The sequence below is a fragment of the Bradyrhizobium barranii subsp. barranii genome (assembly GCF_017565645.3).
Taxonomy (GTDB): domain Bacteria; phylum Pseudomonadota; class Alphaproteobacteria; order Rhizobiales; family Xanthobacteraceae; genus Bradyrhizobium; species Bradyrhizobium barranii.
In genome coordinates, this window is record NZ_CP086136.1 from 7,536,230 (window position 1) to 7,550,899 (window position 14,670).

13 protein-coding genes are annotated in these 14,670 nt (G+C 63.2%); 4 read left to right on the top strand and 9 right to left on the bottom strand.

Features of this window, described 5'->3' with window-relative positions; all coding sequences use genetic code 11:
* Positions 1-381 precede the first annotated feature (381 nt).
* Both J4G43_RS36785 and J4G43_RS36790 read right to left on the bottom strand, forming a co-directional pair.
* Positions 382-2,307, bottom strand: coding sequence for an AI-2E family transporter (locus J4G43_RS36785; protein ID WP_208087901.1), 1,926 nt, complete (start codon positions 2,305-2,307; stop codon positions 382-384).
* Between the two features lie 272 nt (positions 2,308-2,579).
* Positions 2,580-2,975 (bottom strand): hypothetical protein, encoded by a 396-nt coding sequence (locus tag J4G43_RS36790; protein WP_208087902.1) that lies wholly within the window; start codon positions 2,973-2,975, stop codon positions 2,580-2,582.
* Between the two features lie 289 nt (positions 2,976-3,264).
* Between J4G43_RS36790 and J4G43_RS36795 the strand changes: the two genes are divergently transcribed.
* The gene (locus J4G43_RS36795; RefSeq protein WP_014493668.1) at positions 3,265-3,522 is read left to right on the top strand and encodes a DUF2798 domain-containing protein; all 258 of its coding nucleotides are present in this window, start codon (positions 3,265-3,267) and stop codon (positions 3,520-3,522) included.
* A 66-nt stretch (positions 3,523-3,588) separates the two neighbouring features.
* Here the strand turns inward: J4G43_RS36795 and J4G43_RS36800 are convergent, their stop codons facing one another.
* The 3 genes from J4G43_RS36800 to J4G43_RS36810 all read right to left on the bottom strand — a co-directional run bounded on the left by J4G43_RS36800 (position 3,589) and on the right by J4G43_RS36810 (position 6,840).
* On the bottom strand, positions 3,589-5,376 hold the full coding sequence (locus J4G43_RS36800; protein ID WP_166100381.1) for a chloride channel protein: 1,788 nt from the start codon (positions 5,374-5,376) through the stop codon (positions 3,589-3,591).
* A gap of 13 nt (positions 5,377-5,389) precedes the next feature.
* A complete protein-coding gene (locus J4G43_RS36805; protein ID WP_208087903.1) occupies positions 5,390-6,037 on the bottom strand; it encodes an L-fuculose-phosphate aldolase in 648 nt (215 codons plus the stop codon).
* Positions 6,038-6,213: 176 nt separating this feature from the next.
* Positions 6,214-6,840: a MarC family protein gene (locus tag J4G43_RS36810; RefSeq protein ID WP_208087904.1), complete on the bottom strand. Its 627-nt coding sequence runs from the start codon at positions 6,838-6,840 to the stop codon at positions 6,214-6,216.
* Between the two features lie 145 nt (positions 6,841-6,985).
* Between J4G43_RS36810 and J4G43_RS36815 the strand changes: the two genes are divergently transcribed.
* The 3 genes from J4G43_RS36815 (at position 6,986) to lon (ending at position 10,525) form a co-directional block, all read left to right on the top strand.
* Entirely contained in the window at positions 6,986-7,555 is a 570-nt protein-coding gene (locus tag J4G43_RS36815; RefSeq protein WP_208087905.1) for a YciE/YciF ferroxidase family protein, read from the top strand.
* 187 nt (positions 7,556-7,742) lie between these two features.
* Positions 7,743-8,126 carry an Hsp20/alpha crystallin family protein gene (locus J4G43_RS36820; RefSeq protein ID WP_014493661.1) on the top strand — a complete coding sequence of 128 codons (384 nt, stop codon included), beginning with the start codon at positions 7,743-7,745 and terminating at the stop codon, positions 8,124-8,126.
* A gap of 8 nt (positions 8,127-8,134) precedes the next feature.
* Positions 8,135-10,525 carry an endopeptidase La gene (lon, locus tag J4G43_RS36825; RefSeq protein ID WP_208087906.1) on the top strand — a complete coding sequence of 797 codons (2,391 nt, stop codon included), beginning with the start codon at positions 8,135-8,137 and terminating at the stop codon, positions 10,523-10,525.
* Between the two features lie 164 nt (positions 10,526-10,689).
* Here the strand turns inward: lon and J4G43_RS36830 are convergent, their stop codons facing one another.
* The 4 genes from J4G43_RS36830 to J4G43_RS36845 all read right to left on the bottom strand — a co-directional run bounded on the left by J4G43_RS36830 (position 10,690) and on the right by J4G43_RS36845 (position 14,539).
* Positions 10,690-10,992 carry an HU family DNA-binding protein gene (locus J4G43_RS36830; RefSeq protein ID WP_014493658.1) on the bottom strand — a complete coding sequence of 101 codons (303 nt, stop codon included), beginning with the start codon at positions 10,990-10,992 and terminating at the stop codon, positions 10,690-10,692.
* 281 nt (positions 10,993-11,273) lie between these two features.
* A complete protein-coding gene (locus J4G43_RS36835; RefSeq protein WP_208087907.1) occupies positions 11,274-12,506 on the bottom strand; it encodes an acetyl-CoA C-acetyltransferase in 1,233 nt (410 codons plus the stop codon).
* A gap of 278 nt (positions 12,507-12,784) precedes the next feature.
* Positions 12,785-14,248, bottom strand: coding sequence for a GH1 family beta-glucosidase (locus tag J4G43_RS36840; RefSeq protein ID WP_208087908.1), 1,464 nt, complete (start codon positions 14,246-14,248; stop codon positions 12,785-12,787).
* 114 nt (positions 14,249-14,362) lie between these two features.
* Complete coding sequence (locus J4G43_RS36845) at positions 14,363-14,539, bottom strand: hypothetical protein (protein ID WP_208087909.1); 177 nt, start codon at positions 14,537-14,539, stop codon at positions 14,363-14,365.
* Between the last annotated feature and the right edge of the window lie 131 nt (positions 14,540-14,670).

The window sequence follows — 14,670 nt, forward strand, 5'->3', positions numbered from 1 at the left end:
TTCCCTTGCGCGACATACGAGCGATATCGGCGTTACGCAGAAGATACAGGCGAAGAGTGCGGTCGCTCCGATAGTTGCTACTTCCAAGGTAAACCCACGTTGAGAGTATTGACCTAGGTCAAAGGGTCATGGCGGCCGTGCAAACTGAAAGTTTTGCTTGTGAGGCGTGAGTGGACATTCCACGCGCGTGTCGCAATGATCGCTATTGTCCCTGCTGAAGCTTTTGGGTCCGGCCAAATGTGCGGTGCGCGATGGCAAATATTCGCAAGGGTCACCGTCGCGCGGTCCCCGCCCATCCTTTTGCTCTCCACAGGACCCGGTGACCGATGCGGATGGTCGCTCTGCGACGCCCGGCAATCCAGAGGAGCAAAAGATTCGTTTTTACGCCGGAGCAGCTGCCTTCGCCTGATCCGACGCATCAGGTTGCGCGGAGGTCACGTGAACGACTGCTTCCAAGGCTGCACCGAACGACCCGCTTGCTACCAACGCGTTGGAAGCGTTTCCCACCGTTTCTGCGGCTCCCGTTCCCAGCAAAGCGAACAGGATACGGGTTGCGCCAATCCTTTTACTGAGCCCTCGAACGACGTGCTGAATCTTGGCGGTGGACGGCTGACTCAGATAGCAGACGCATACAAGCGCGGTGTTCGCCAATTCGAGCGAAAGCAATTTCGACATTGATGAAGCATCAGCCTTTTCCGCAATTGCCTGAATCCCGCGGTACCGCAGAAGCTGCGCCAGCACAAGCGCCGTCGCCTCATCGAGTCGCCCGGCACCAGGGATGCAAACGACCGAAATAGACGAGGTCGGCGGCTCCGGAATCGAAGCGTGCTCGGAGCCTGCTCGCTCGAATGTAATGGCAGCTCCGGGGCTTGAGCTTAGATCCGGGGAACTGGGTTCTGTTGCTTCCACGTCATGGCGTGCCCCCAGCTCAGCGACCAATTCTTCCACCGTTGAGACTACCCGATTTAATCGGTCCTGATCGAGGTGACCCAATTGACGGTCGGCCTCCGCGAGTCTCAGGCCTTTCAAGAGGATGTCGTCATAATAATTCTCAAGCGACGAGTCATTCAGGTATTCATGTGCCTGTTCCACCGCTTCAATGGGATCTCCCGCCAGCATTCGTTGATAAGCCAGTTGCGGCGGCGTCAGCGGTGGTCGGTCGCCAAGCATAACGTCAAGAAATTTGAGGCGATCGACATGCCGCCCAAGGACGACGAGACAAATTGTTAAGGGCGTGGCCAACACCAGTCCGACCGGCCCCCAAAGCCACGTCCAGAATGACGCTGACAGGATAATTGCAATCGGGGAAAGACCCGAGCTATGCCCAAAAATCAAGGGTTCGAGGACCTGTCCTGCGAGCAACTCAAGCACGACGAACAATGCCGCCGTAAGTATCAGCATCTGCCAGCCCGTGCCCACCGCCGCCGCGAGAATGAGAGGGAATACCGCAGATATCAATGCACCGATATACGGTACAAATCGCATAATCATCGCGATCAGACCCCATAGCGGAGCCGAGGGGACACCGATGAATTCAAGACCTAAGCCTATTGCAAGACCGAACACGCCATTGAACGCGATCTGGGTAAGAAAGAGCTTGCTCAGACGCTTACCGGCGTCGTCCAGGGCCGCAGTCGTGCGTTGAATATCCGCGGATCCGGCCAGTCGGACAAGCCGATTCCTCAGATCTTCCCGCTGCAGCAGGACAAAGACAACAAAGATCACGACGATCCCTGTCGTCGTTAAAGGTGAAATCAGTGGCTGGATGATTGCGCCAAACGTCGACAGAGCACCAGGATCGGGTTGCCTTACCTCAACGGGTATGGGTATCGGCTTGTCTGAGGGCTGTCTGGTGAGTTCGCCGTCAGTAGGTCGACCGGCCCCATCTCGATTCTGCAACTCTGTCTTCAATTCTTTCAGAACTGTCGACGCCTGCTCCAATGTTCCAGAGCCGCCGCCCATTAAGCCGCGCAAGCTTTCGATCTTGTCACTCAATGTTTGTTGATAGCCTGGCAGCTTGGTGGCGAGCCGGGTCGCCTGCGAAACCATAAGACCGCCTAGACTAAATATGATCGAGAATCCGATGAAGACGACCACCAGCACAGAAATCGTGCGCGGAATTCGCCAGGAACGTAAGCGCATCACGAAGGGCGCCATAACGAAACTCAGGAGAACTGCTAACGCGAAGGGAACAAAAATGTCACGACCGAAATAGAGCGCAGCAATTATCAACGCTGCGACGGCCATATTCGTCAGCACAGTCCCCCGCGGCTGTGCCAATCTCATTTGAGGAGATTTCTCTTCCATGGCGCGTCTTCCATGGCGCGGCTCATTCATCCCATACGTGGGTGAATTCTCCTTCGCGACACCATCCTACACCGAACGAACTTGTTCCGACAGCCCGAGCATGCCGTTCAATGTCGCTAGCTCGTCTCATAGCGCGCGGGTTGACGCCCTCTCGGGTATTTTGCCGTCGGGCAACACAGAGACGCGTAGCCCGGACGGAGCCAACGGGTCGGCGCGAAGCCGCCGCACGATGACACGCTCCGTGCAATCCGGGCTACGGCGAGAACAGGCGCCTAATAAGGCTGATAGTAGCCACGCGGACCGTAATAGGGACCGCCGCCATAATATCCCTGACCACCATAGTAAGGACCCGGGCCGTCATAATAGCGATTCTCGTAGTACTCTTGGCGCCGGCTCTCTGCGATCGCACCTCCGATCAGACCTGCCGCCACGCCCATGAAGGCAAGCCCTGCCGCATTTGGACCCCGGCGATAGTAGCGGTGGCGGCGGGCGGCGCTGAAATCGGTCGCAACGGATCTGCTAGACGTCGCAGAGTTCGCGCTGACGGTCGGCGAACCGGCCGGCGCCGCAGACGAGGGCGAGACGGAAGCTGTCGCCAGAGCCAGACTCGCAAACGCAGCCAATGCGGTGTTGCGGCCAAACCTGGAATTTACGGGCCTATCGCTCATCTCACCGTCCTTTGCTCTCGCTCAAAGTCAAAATATGAAACGATCCACAACGTGCAAACCATTGAAAAGTTTCGTGATCGCGGCAATCTGCCACGCTTCGAACGATTGTAAACCGAACGACCAGATGCAGCTTGAACCACTCAACCTGAGCGGATAATGAACAGCCGCGCCGTTTTTCGGTCGCCGTAAGCGTTTCACGTGAACCAACGCATCAACCGACGCCGTCGGGATCGATGCATTTTCGCAGGTTCAACGTGACTGACGCGTCCTTTTCCTCAAGAGAAATCAGATGATTGCGGTTCGCAAACTGCCGGCGCGCTATGCGCCGATCGTGATGCCATTTGTGCTGTCCATCCTCATGACGGCCGTGGTGTCGGTCATTTCGACGCTCCGGAGCCTCGGCGCGACGCCGGCGTTCCTCGCGACCTGGCCGGGCGCCTGGGCGCTGTCATGGCTCGTCGCCTTTCCCACGCTGCTGATGGTGCTGCCACTGGTCCGACGGATCGTGGCGTGCGTCGTCGCTTCCCCATCTCAACCAGGCCGATAGCCGGCGCGGACGGCGGCACACGAAGCACGCCGTCCCGCTTCCATGATTGCTCCTGCGGGAGTGATCCTACGACAGCGCCCCGAGCACGCCGCGCGTTGCCTTGTCGATCTCCTCGACATAGCGGCGGCGGGCAAACGTCTCGGTGAGGAAGCCGACCACCTTGCGGCTGTCGGTGGAATCGACCACCGCCAGCATCTCGGCTTCCGCCTCGTCGAACACGGCCATCGCCGACTTCACGTTCATTTCCGGGATCAGCACGATCTCGGTCAGGCGGGCAAGCTCGATCACCTGGATGTCGTCGGCGATGCTGTCGAGATCGCTGGAGAACAGGTCGGGCAGCAGGACGAGGCCGACATATTCGTCGGCATTGTTGACGATGACGATGCCGGGCCGCGAGCCCAGCGCGAATTCACCGCGCACGGCGGCGATCGTCGTGGTCGATGGCACCTTGCCGACGTCGGAGCGCATCAGCCGCTCGACCGTGAGGTTGCGCAGCCAGCCGACGTCGTTGGCGCTGCGGATGGTCTCGCCGCGCAGATGCAGGCGCCAGGTCGAGAAGGAATGGCCGAACATGAAGCGGACGCAGATCGAGGTGACGATGCAGCCGGCCAGCACCACGGCGGTGACGTCGACATTGCGAGTCATTTCCAGCACGAGGAACGACATGGTCAAGGGGCCGCCAACGATGGCGACGCCGAGCGTCGCCATACCCGTCAGCATCGCGACCAGCGGGTCGATCACGAATTCCGGGCTGATGAGCAAAAGAACCGCAGCGAAGAACTTTCCGATCAGGCTGCCGACGAACAACGAGGCAAAGAACAGACCGCCGCGGAAACCCGAGGCGAGCGAGATCAGGCAGGCCGTCACCTTCAAGGCGATGATGATCGCGATCAGGCCGATCGTCATGTCGTGAAACAGATCGAGCACCATGGCGCCGTGGCCGGCCGCGAGCACCTGCGGCGTGACGATGGCAAAGCTGCCGACGATAAGGCCGCCGATCACCGGGCGCAGCCAGACCGGCAGCCAGACAAACAGGCGCTCGAACATCGAAGACGACCGCATCACGGCGATGCCGACGCCACTGGTAATGAGCGCAAGCCCGATCAATGCCAGATATTGCTCGACGCCGACCGCGCTGACCTTCGGTATCTCGATAGAGTACGGCGCGCCGCCGAGCCATTGCGCGGTCAGCGCGCCAGCAAGCGAGGCCGCCAGGATCGGCGCGGCGCTGCCGACCGAATAGACGCCGACGATCAGCTCGCAGGCATAGAACGCGCCGGTGATCGGCGCGCCAAACGCCGCTGCGATCGCAGCGGCGGCGCCGCAACCGACGATCAGGCGCAAATCGTTGCGGCGCAGATTGAAGAACTTGCCGAGCAGTGAGGCGATACCCGAGCCGATCTGGGTGTAGCCGGCCTCGAGGCCGACCGAGGCGCCGCAGCCGTTCGAGATCAGCGTCTGGCTCGACACCACCATGCTGTCGCGCATCGACAGATTGCCGCCGCGTAGCGCGTTCGCCTCGATCGGGTCGACCGCGTTGGAGATCTTCAGCCGCCGCCGCCACCACTCCATGATACCGAGCGCCAATCCGCCGAGCGCGGGCGCGATCAGGGCCGCCCAGGGGCTGACCCGGGCGTGCGCGGATAGGCGAACGTCGACGGGAATGCCGTAGATCATCATATGGGCAATCTGCGCGATCTCGGCCATCAGCGTCACGATGGCACCGGTAAACGTGCCGATCACGAGCGCCAGCGGGATCAGGTAGAACTCGTTGCTGCGCAAGAGCGCGCGCAGGCGAACCATGACGCGGTTCGATCCCTTGCGATCGGCGATGTGTCTGATCCGCGCGAACACCTTTTTGCCCGCCCTAACCTTCCGACATGCCGTAGCCGGCCATGCGCTGGCTGACACGTTCGATCTCGGCACTCGACAGCAGCGGCGGTTTTCCGATCTGGAGGCAGCCGTGATACTGCCGCGCCAGCGTCTCGACCTCGACGGCGAGCCACATCGCCTTGTCCAGCGTCTTGCCGACCGCAATCATGCCGTGATGGTCGAGCAGGCAGGCGAGCCGGCCCTCCAGCGCCCGCAGCGCATGCTCAGACAGCTCCGCCGTTCCGAAGGTGGCATAGGGTGCGCAACGGATACTGTCACCGCCGGCGGCCGCGATCATGTAGTGCACAGGCGGAATCTCCATGCCCATGATCGCCAGGATGGTGCAATAGGTCGGATGAGCGTGGACGATGGCGTTGACGTCCGGCCGCGATTTCAGGATGTCGCGGTGGAAGCGCCACTCACTGGAGGGCTTCTGACCGGGGGCATGCGAACCGTCCATCGCCATGAACACGATCTGGTCGGGCGTCATGGCGTCATAGGGCACGCTGGTCGGCGTGACCAGAAGCCCGTCCAGATGCCGGACGCTGATATTGCCCGAGGTGCCCTGATTGATGCCGAGCGCGTTCATGCGGCGGCACGCGTCGATTATGGCCTGTCTCTTGTCGAGCTCGTCCGCTGTCATCGATATCTCGACTTCTTGGCGATGGGCGTTTGTTAGACCGGGAGTACGTCAAAGCAATATGGCAGTGCAAGCGAAAGCGACCCGGATCAGGTACCGTCTTGCCGGCGGCCCCGCCAAGCCACGAAATATCACTTAAAATCAATAAATTAGCCGATTGCCGCAGGTCCAGGGCAACGCTAAGGCAGGCTCGCCCGGACGGCCGCGATCCCGTTGATCACGAACTGCACCGAATAAGCTGCGAGCAGCATGCCAAGCACGCGTGAGAGCACGGCATTTCCGGTGCGCCCGAGGGTGCGCGCGATCAGGCTCGCGGAGACGAAGCACAGCATGCAGAGCAGGCAGACGGAGACGACGACCGCGATGATGATCGCGAGCTTGGCCCCATAGCCGGCATTGCCCGTCAGCAGCAGCGTGGTCGCGATCGCGCCGGGACCGGCCATCATCGGGATGGCCGAGGGAAACACCGCGACGTCGGAGGCGTGCTCCGAGGTCGCCTTGTCGGCCTCGCGCGCCTCGCGATGCGGACGGTCGCCGAAGATCATCTGGTAGGAGACGCCGAACAGCAGCAGTCCGCCGGCGATCTGGAAGGCGGGGATGCCGATCCCGAGTTGGCGCAGCAGCCAGTTTCCGGCCAGCGAGATCACCACCAGGATCGAGGCCGCGATCAGCGGCGCGCGCAGCGCGATCGTGCGCTTGACCTTTTCGGGCATGCCTCCGGTCGCGGCCAGGAAGGCCGGCGCAAGGCCGACGGGATCGACCACCAGCAGCAGCGTCACGAAGGCGGACAGGGCGAAGTCGAGCATGCGGGTGGGTCTCACGCGAGGTGCAGCCGCAATCCATAACCGCTGGAGGAAGCCTTCGCGAGGAACATTTGCCCCCGCAGAGTCTTGGTCGCGCGAGGATTGAGGAGGGCATCGCCCTTCCCGTGTCGCCTCAAGAGGAGGATTTATGGCTAAACGAGCAAAGAAACGGGCGAACGCGAAAAGGACCGCGGCGCGCCGTCCGCGTCAGGCACCGAAGATGTTGAGCGACCTGTTCCTGGAGACGCTGAAGGACATCTATTACGCCGAGAACAAGATCATCAAGACGCTGCCGAAGATGGCCAAGGCCGCGCATTCCAAGGACCTTGCCGCCGCCTTCAACAAGCATCTGCGCGAGACGCAGGGCCAGGTCAAACGGCTCGACCAGATCTTCAAGATGCTGGGCAAGCCGGCCCGCGGAAAGCCCTGCGAAGCGATCAACGGCATCACCGACGAGGGCGCCGAGATCATGAAGGATTTCAAGAACGCCCCTGCCCTCGACGCCGGCCTGCTCGCAGCCGCTCAGGCCGTCGAGCACTACGAGATCTCCCGCTACGGCACGCTGCGCACCTGGGCCGAGGAACTCGGCATGCCGGACGCGGCAAGGCTGCTCCAGGAGACGCTGGACGAGGAAGAGGCGACCGATCACACGCTGACCGAGCTCGCGACCTCGGTCATCAACCTCGAAGCGGAAGACGAGTACCGCGCCGCGGCCTGATCGGCGCGACGCGCCCAACTGTTGCCTTTGATGCCGCGGAATATCCCCGCGGCGTCGAAGCGTGCCACTGCAAGGGCCTTTTCCGGTTGGAGAGGCCAGGCATGCTCCAAACGCGCGATGCTGGAATTTTGGGGAACCGTCCCCATATGCTCGTTTTCCAACCGCAGCGCCTTCCCCGAGTTTTGCCATGCAACCCAAAAATCCCCTCGACTGGATGCTGTCCGAAGCCCTGGACTCGCTGACCCGCGCCGAACGGCTGCGCCAGCAGTTCGGCCGCCAGGAAGCCTGCTGGGAGCCGCCGATCGACGTGCTCGAAACCGAGCATGAGCTTTTGATCCTGGTCGCGCTTCCCGGCGTCAATCCCGATAATGTCGAGACGGTGATCCTCGACGGCGTCCTCGTCATCTCCGGCCAGCGCACGCTTCCGCCGGAGCTTCGCAACGCCCGCATCCACCGGCTCGAGCTGCCGCAGGGCCGCTTCGAGCGGCGCATCGCGCTTCCCGTTGGCCGCTACGCCATCAGCCGCTTCGTGATGGACGGCTGCGTCGCGCTGCGCCTCGCCAAATCCTGAGGTCGATCATGGCCACCGAACAGATGAATAACGCACAGACCAATTCCACCGAGTCCGATGTGAAGATTCCCGAAGACGCGCTGATCGTCATCCCGGTGCGCGAGATGGTGCTGTTCCCCGGCGCCATCGCGCCGATCGCGATCGGCCGGGCGAAGTCCATCGCCGCCGCACAGCAGGCGCTGCGCGAGCAGCGGCCGGTCGGCATCGTCCTGCAGCGCAGCCCCGAGATCGAGGAGCCCGGGCCGGACGATCTCTACCGGGTCGCGACCATCGCCAACATCGTGCGCTACATCACCGCGCCCGACGGCACCCATCACATCGTCTGCCAGGGCGTGCAGCGCGCGCGCATCCTCGACTTCCTGCCCGGGACACCGTTCCTGGCCGCGCGCTTCCAGCAGATCCCCGAGCCGAGCACGAGCTCGCCCGAGATCGAGGCGCGCGCGCTGAACCTGCAGCGCCAGGCCATCGAGGCGATCGAGCTGCTGCCGCAGGCGCCGCCCGAGCTGGTCGCGATGTTCCAGAGCACGACTGCGCCCGGCGCGCTGGCCGACCTGGCGACCTCGTTCATGGACATCAAGCCGCAGGACAAGCAGGAGGTGCTGGAGACCATCGACCTCGCCTTGCGCGTCGAGAAGGTGTCGAAGCACCTGGCCGAACGGCTGGAGGTGCTGCGCATCTCCAACGAGATCGGCCAGAAGACCAAGGCCTCCTTCGACGAGCGGCAGCGCGAGGCGATCCTGCGCGAGCAGATGGCGACCATCCAGCGCCAGCTCGGCGAAGGCGACGGCAAGGCGGCCGAGGTCGCCGAGCTGACGGCTGCCATCGCCAAGGCCAACATGCCGCCGGAAGCGGAGGCGCACGCCAAGAAGGAGCTGCGGCGCTACGAGCGCATGCCCGAGGCTGCCGGTGAGTCCGGCATGGTCCGCACCTATCTCGACTGGCTGATCGAACTGCCCTGGGCGCTGCCCGCGGAGAAGCCGATCGACATCACGGAAGCGCGTCGCATCCTGGATGCCGATCATTTCGGCCTGGAGAAGATCAAGGGCCGGATCATCGAATATCTGGCGGTGCGCAAGCTCGCTCCGCATGGCAAGGCGCCGATCCTGTGCTTCGTCGGCCCGCCCGGCGTCGGCAAGACCTCGCTCGGCCAGTCCATCGCACGCGCGATGGATCGCCCCTTCGTGCGCGTCAGCCTCGGCGGCGTGCATGACGAGGCCGAGATCCGCGGTCACCGGCGCACCTATATCGGCGCACTGCCCGGCAACATCATCCAGGGCATCAAGAAAGCCGGCACGCGGAACTGCGTCATGATGCTGGACGAGATCGACAAGATGGGACGTGGTGTGCAGGGCGATCCATCCGCTGCCATGCTGGAGGTGCTCGACCCCGAGCAGAACGGGACGTTCCGGGACAACTACCTGGCCGTGCCGTTCGACCTGTCGCGCGTGGTGTTCATCGCGACCGCCAACATGCTGGACCAGATTCCGGGTCCGCTGCTGGATCGCATGGAGCTGATCAGCCTCGCCGGCTATACCGAGGAGGAGAAGCTGGAGATCGCGCGCCGCTACCTGGTGCGGCGTCAGCTCGAGGCCAACGGTCTGACGGCCGAGCAGGCCGAGATCGAGCCGGAGGCGTTGAAGCTGGTCGTCAAGGGCTACACCCGCGAAGCCGGCGTGCGCAATCTGGAGCGCGAGATCGGAAAGTTGTTCCGGCATGCGGCGGTGCAGGTCGCCGAGGGCACGGCCGCGAAGGTCGTCGTGACGCCGAAGGACATCGCCACCGTGCTCGGCCAGCCGCGCTTCGAGGGCGAGATCGCGCAGCGGACCAGCATTCCGGGCGTCGCCACCGGGCTCGCCTGGACGCCGGTCGGCGGTGACATCCTGTTCATCGAGGCCTCGCGCGTGCCCGGCCGGGGCGGCATGATCCTGACCGGCCAGCTCGGCGACGTCATGCGCGAGAGCGTGCAGGCTGCGATGACGCTGGTGAAGAGCAAGGCCACGCAGCTCGGCATCGATCCGTCGGTGTTCGAGAAGAGCGACATCCACGTTCACGTGCCGGCGGGCGCAACCCCGAAGGACGGACCGAGCGCGGGCGTTGCGATGTTCACGGCGTTGACGTCCCTGCTCACCAATCGCACGGTGCGCAGCGACACCGCGATGACGGGCGAGATCTCGCTGCGCGGTCTGGTGCTGCCGGTCGGCGGCATCAAGGAGAAGGTGGTGGCTGCGGCCGCCGCCGGATTGAAGCGGGTGATGCTGCCGGCGCGCAACAAGCGGGACTACGACGACATCCCGAAGAGCGCGCGGGACAACCTCGAATTCATCTGGCTGGAGCGCGTCGACGAGGCCATCGCCGCAGCGCTCGAGCCGGCCGATGCCAAGGTCGAAGCGGCGGAGTGAAGGCGATGAAGAAAAGGGTTCGCGATGCGCTGGCGGCACCAGGGCCGCGGCTTCAGCCCGTTCCGGTCCGGGTGAAGCGCCGCAAGGGTTGAGCCCTCCGTCTCAAGCCCTCGCGGCAGCCCCAAACAAAAGGCCCCCTCCTAGCCGAGGGGGCCTTTGCGTTGTTAGCCCACCGCGTCCTTGGCGGCCTTGACCGGGCGGGCGCGGACGATCTTCCGGGCCGGCTTGGCCTTGAACATCATCTCTTCACCCGTGAACGGGTTGGTACCCTTGCGCGCCTTGGTCGCGGGCTTCTTGATGACCACGAACTTGGCGAAGCCCGGCACCAGGAACAGGCCGTTCTTCTTGAGCTCCTTGTGACCGACGTCGGTCAGCGTCTCCATGACGCTCTTGACGTCGCGCTTGGAAAGCTCGGTGGCGGTCGCAATCTTTTCGATCAGCTGCGATTTGGACATTTGGGTTGGCATCGTGTCTCCTCTGATTCGTTGCCGGTTGCATATTAGACCAACCGTTGAAGGCCCAGAGCCTTCTGCACAGTTTTGTCGCGATTTTACGGGCTTTTTTGGCCCTCTGAGGCAAAAAACCCTGCTTTTCAGCGGCTTCCAGAGCGGAAGGAGCCTCCGGCAGCGGTTTTTGCCTTGTTTCAAAGGCCCGCACGCCGCCTTGCTAAAGCTGATTCGCTGCTTTCGACAAGCGACGACCGGCCTCTTTGTGAGAGGCCGGTCGCGATTCACCCTGAAAAATAAGGCTAGACGCGCTCGATGATGACCGCGGGAGCCATGCCGCCGGCGGCGCACATGGTGACGAGACCGCACTTCAGGTCGCGCCGTTCGAGCTCGTCGAGCACGGTGCCGATCAGGATCGAGCCGGTGGCGCCGATGGGATGGCCGAGTGCGATCGAGCCACCATTGACGTTGACCTTGGCGCGGTCGAGCTTGAGGTCGCGGATGTACTTTTCCGCCACCACCGCAAAGGCCTCGTTGATCTCGAACAGGTCGATGTCGTCGATGGAGAGCCCCGCCTTCGCCAGCACCTTGCGCGTCGCCGGCACCGGCGCGTTCAGCATCAGGGTCGGCGAGTCCCCCATGTTGGCCATCGCGACGACGCGAGCGCGCGGCTTCAGGCCGTGCGCCCTGGCATAAGCGGGCGATGCGAGCAATATCGCGGCGGCACCGTCGACGACGCCGGACGAATTGCCGGCGTGATGCATGAAGTCGATGTTCAGGTCCGGATATTTCTGCAGGATGAGGCCGCGATAGGTCGTGCCCTTGTCGTCGAGCGCATAATCGGCGATCGCGGAGAATGCGGGCTTCAATGCGCTCAGCCCTTCCATCGTGGTCTGCGGCCGCGGATACTCCTCATGGTCGAGCGCGAGGCTGCCGTCCTCGCGATGCACGGGCACGAGGCTCTTCTTGAAGTGACCGCCGGCAATCGCTTGCGCTGCGCGCTTCTGGCTTTCGAGACCGAGCGCGTCGACGTCGCTTCGCGTGATGCCTTCCAGCGTCGCGATCGCGTCGGCGCAGACGCCCTGATGCGACTGCGGATGCCGCGCACGCAGGCGCAGATTGCCGGAGTCCATCATCATCGGACCGCCGCCGCGGCGTCCCTCCATCGACATCATTTCGCAGCCGCCGGCGATGACGAGATCTTCGGTGCCCGACATGATCGAGGCCGCCGCCATGTTGACGCTGGTGATGCCGCTTCCGCAGAAGCGGTCCAGCGTCACCGCGCTGGCGCGCACGTCGTAGCCGGCATCGAGCGCCGACATGCGGCCGAGGTCGCCGCTTTGGGTCGCGACCTGCGCGCTGCAGCCCCAGACGATGTCGTCGACGTCGGCGGTGTCGATGCCGGTGCGATCGGCGAGCGCGCGCAGCACGGTCGCGCCGAGCTGCTGCGGATGAATGCCCGAGAGTGCTCCCTTGCCGGCCTTGCCGACGCCCCGCGGGGTCCGGCAGGCATCGATGATCAGCGCGTCAGCCATTGGCGTTGTCCTCTTGTTTATGGGTTTTGATGTCGTTTCTGAATAAGGGGAAGAGTGGAGTCAACGTGCGGTGCCGCGCGGCCTCCTTGCAAAAAACTGAAAAACAACCCCATGCACAGTAGAAGCGCGGGTTCCGCATGGGGCGCGGTGATACCGGTGAAGCGATTGGCCTGTCAGGCTAAACGGCCGTGGCCGCGCGATCTTGCGTCACCTCGCCCCGCCTGCGGGAAGAGGTCGGATTTTACGCGCGGCGGAAAATCCGGGAAAGGGAGAGAACGCTACGCCCCCGCTGCGTTCTTCGCGATCACGTTGCGGTAGAAGGTCGCGCTGAGCTTTGGCGTGCGCACCTGCGTATCGAAATTGACGTGATAGAGCCCGAAACGCTTGTTGAGCCCGAACACCCATTCAAAGTTGTCCAGCAGGCTCCAGAGGAAGTAGCCGCGCACCGGCACGCCCTCGGCGGTGGCGCGCTGGAGCTGCGCGAGATAGTTGCGCAGGTACATGATGCGGTCGGTATCGTAGATCTTGCCGTCAGGCGTCACTACGTCGTCGCCGGAGGTGCCGTTCTCGCTGATGTAGATCGCATCCGTCTTCCAGATCTTTGCGGCCAGCTTCGGCACCCAGTAGATCGTCTCCGGCGCGACGCGGAGCCAGTTCGAGTTCATGTGCGGGAACGATTTCGGGATCGGCAGCGGCATGAAGCCCGCGCCCTGGTCGGAAGGCACCACGTAGTTCTGCGGCGCGTAGATGTTGAGGCCGAGGAAGTCGACCGGCGAGGAGATGATCTTCAGCTCGGCGTCGGTGTATTTCGGCGCATCGGCGCCCGCGTATTTCAGGAAGGCGTCGGTATACCGGCCGGTCATGATGACGTTGAGATAACCGGCATTCATCTCGCGTAGCGCGATCTCGGCCGCACGGACATGCTCGGGCGTGTCGATTGCGGGAACGCAGACGTCGATATTCTCGGCCGGCCCGACCCTGGTGCCGGGGCGGCCGTGCGCCCGCACCGCCTGCACCGCGAGCCCGTGCGCGAGCGCGCTGTTATGCCTGACCTGGTTGACCTCCACTTGCGGCAGCGTCACGCCGGGCGCGTCGATGCCGAGGCCATAGCCGAACTGGACGAAACGTCCGCTCTCGTTCAGCGTGAACACGTTCTTGACGCGATCGGTCAGGCGCTCGGCGACATAGCCCGCATAGTCGCCAAAGATCTTGCACGTCTCGGTCGAGCGCCAGCCGCCGAAGCGATCCTGGAGCGATTGCGGCAGGTCCCAGTGATAAAGCGTCAGCCACGGCTCTATGCCGTTCTTGAGGAGCTCGTCGACGAGACGATTGTAGAAGTCGAGCCCCTTCGGGTTCGGCTTGCCGTCGCCGTCCGGAAACACCCGCGGCCATGCCACCGAGAAGCGGTAGGCCTTGCAGCCGAGCTCCTTGATGAGCGCGATGTCCTCCTTGTAGCGCTGATAATGCTCGACGGCGCGATCGCCGGTGGTGCCGTCCTCGATCTTGCCGGGGATGCGCACGAACTTGTCCCAGATCGAAGCCCCCCGCCCGTCGACGTCGACCGCACCCTCGACCTGATAGGACGAGGTCGCCGTGCCCCAGACAAAGCCCGCCGGAAAGCCATCCATGCCTCGCGGCGCCGGTGCCGGCTTAACCTCGGCGGCCTCCAGCGGATTTGCGATACCGGCTGCGGACAATCCCGCCAGCTTGGCAAACTGGCGACGCGAGACCTTGTCCGACATTGATACTGCCCCTTCAGACGATTGTTGCGGCGGCACAATGGCGTGTCGGAAGCTGCTTGAAAAGCGGGAGTTCCGGGACTTGTGGATGCAAAAATGCAGAAGAACGCCCCGGATTTACCCCCTGCCCTTCTTTTTGCCCTTCACGCCCTGAGCCGCGTCGAAGCACGCCAACAGCGAATTGATCACGGCTCGCGAGCCCAGACCATCCACCACGAAGTCGCGGTCCTTGCCGTTGGGCGGTATGATCTTCAGCTTCGCGCTGCGAATGCAGGAGCGATCGTCCGAAACCATCGATAGAACGATCCGACGCGCCACCATCGATGGCAAGAACGCATACGTTCGTTCACAAACGCGGTCCCGAGTGATTGCGAGTCCTGCTGCGGACATACCGCTAGCCTGGCAAGCAGGCGACGCGAAGCCTT

What these genes read in the sequence shown, in the direction of transcription:
- J4G43_RS36830 (WP_014493658.1), bottom strand. Translation starts at nt 10,992, where the DNA reads ATGCCAACCCAAATGTCCAAATCGCAGCTGATCGAAAAGATTGCGACC.
- J4G43_RS36840 (WP_208087908.1), bottom strand. Translation starts at nt 14,248, where the DNA reads ATGTCGGACAAGGTCTCGCGTCGCCAGTTTGCCAAGCTGGCGGGATTG.
- J4G43_RS36785 (WP_208087901.1), bottom strand. Translation starts at nt 2,307, where the DNA reads ATGGAAGAGAAATCTCCTCAAATGAGATTGGCACAGCCGCGGGGGACT.
- J4G43_RS36845 (WP_208087909.1), bottom strand. Translation starts at nt 14,539, where the DNA reads ATGGTTTCGGACGATCGCTCCTGCATTCGCAGCGCGAAGCTGAAGATC.
- J4G43_RS36835 (WP_208087907.1), bottom strand. Translation starts at nt 12,506, where the DNA reads ATGGCTGACGCGCTGATCATCGATGCCTGCCGGACCCCGCGGGGCGTC.
- J4G43_RS36820 (WP_014493661.1), top strand. Translation starts at nt 7,743, where the DNA reads ATGCAACCCAAAAATCCCCTCGACTGGATGCTGTCCGAAGCCCTGGAC.
- lon (WP_208087906.1), top strand. Translation starts at nt 8,135, where the DNA reads ATGGCCACCGAACAGATGAATAACGCACAGACCAATTCCACCGAGTCC.
- J4G43_RS36810 (WP_208087904.1), bottom strand. Translation starts at nt 6,840, where the DNA reads ATGCTCGACTTCGCCCTGTCCGCCTTCGTGACGCTGCTGCTGGTGGTC.
- J4G43_RS36790 (WP_208087902.1), bottom strand. Translation starts at nt 2,975, where the DNA reads ATGAGCGATAGGCCCGTAAATTCCAGGTTTGGCCGCAACACCGCATTG.
- J4G43_RS36795 (WP_014493668.1), top strand. Translation starts at nt 3,265, where the DNA reads ATGATTGCGGTTCGCAAACTGCCGGCGCGCTATGCGCCGATCGTGATG.
- J4G43_RS36805 (WP_208087903.1), bottom strand. Translation starts at nt 6,037, where the DNA reads ATGACAGCGGACGAGCTCGACAAGAGACAGGCCATAATCGACGCGTGC.
- J4G43_RS36815 (WP_208087905.1), top strand. Translation starts at nt 6,986, where the DNA reads ATGGCTAAACGAGCAAAGAAACGGGCGAACGCGAAAAGGACCGCGGCG.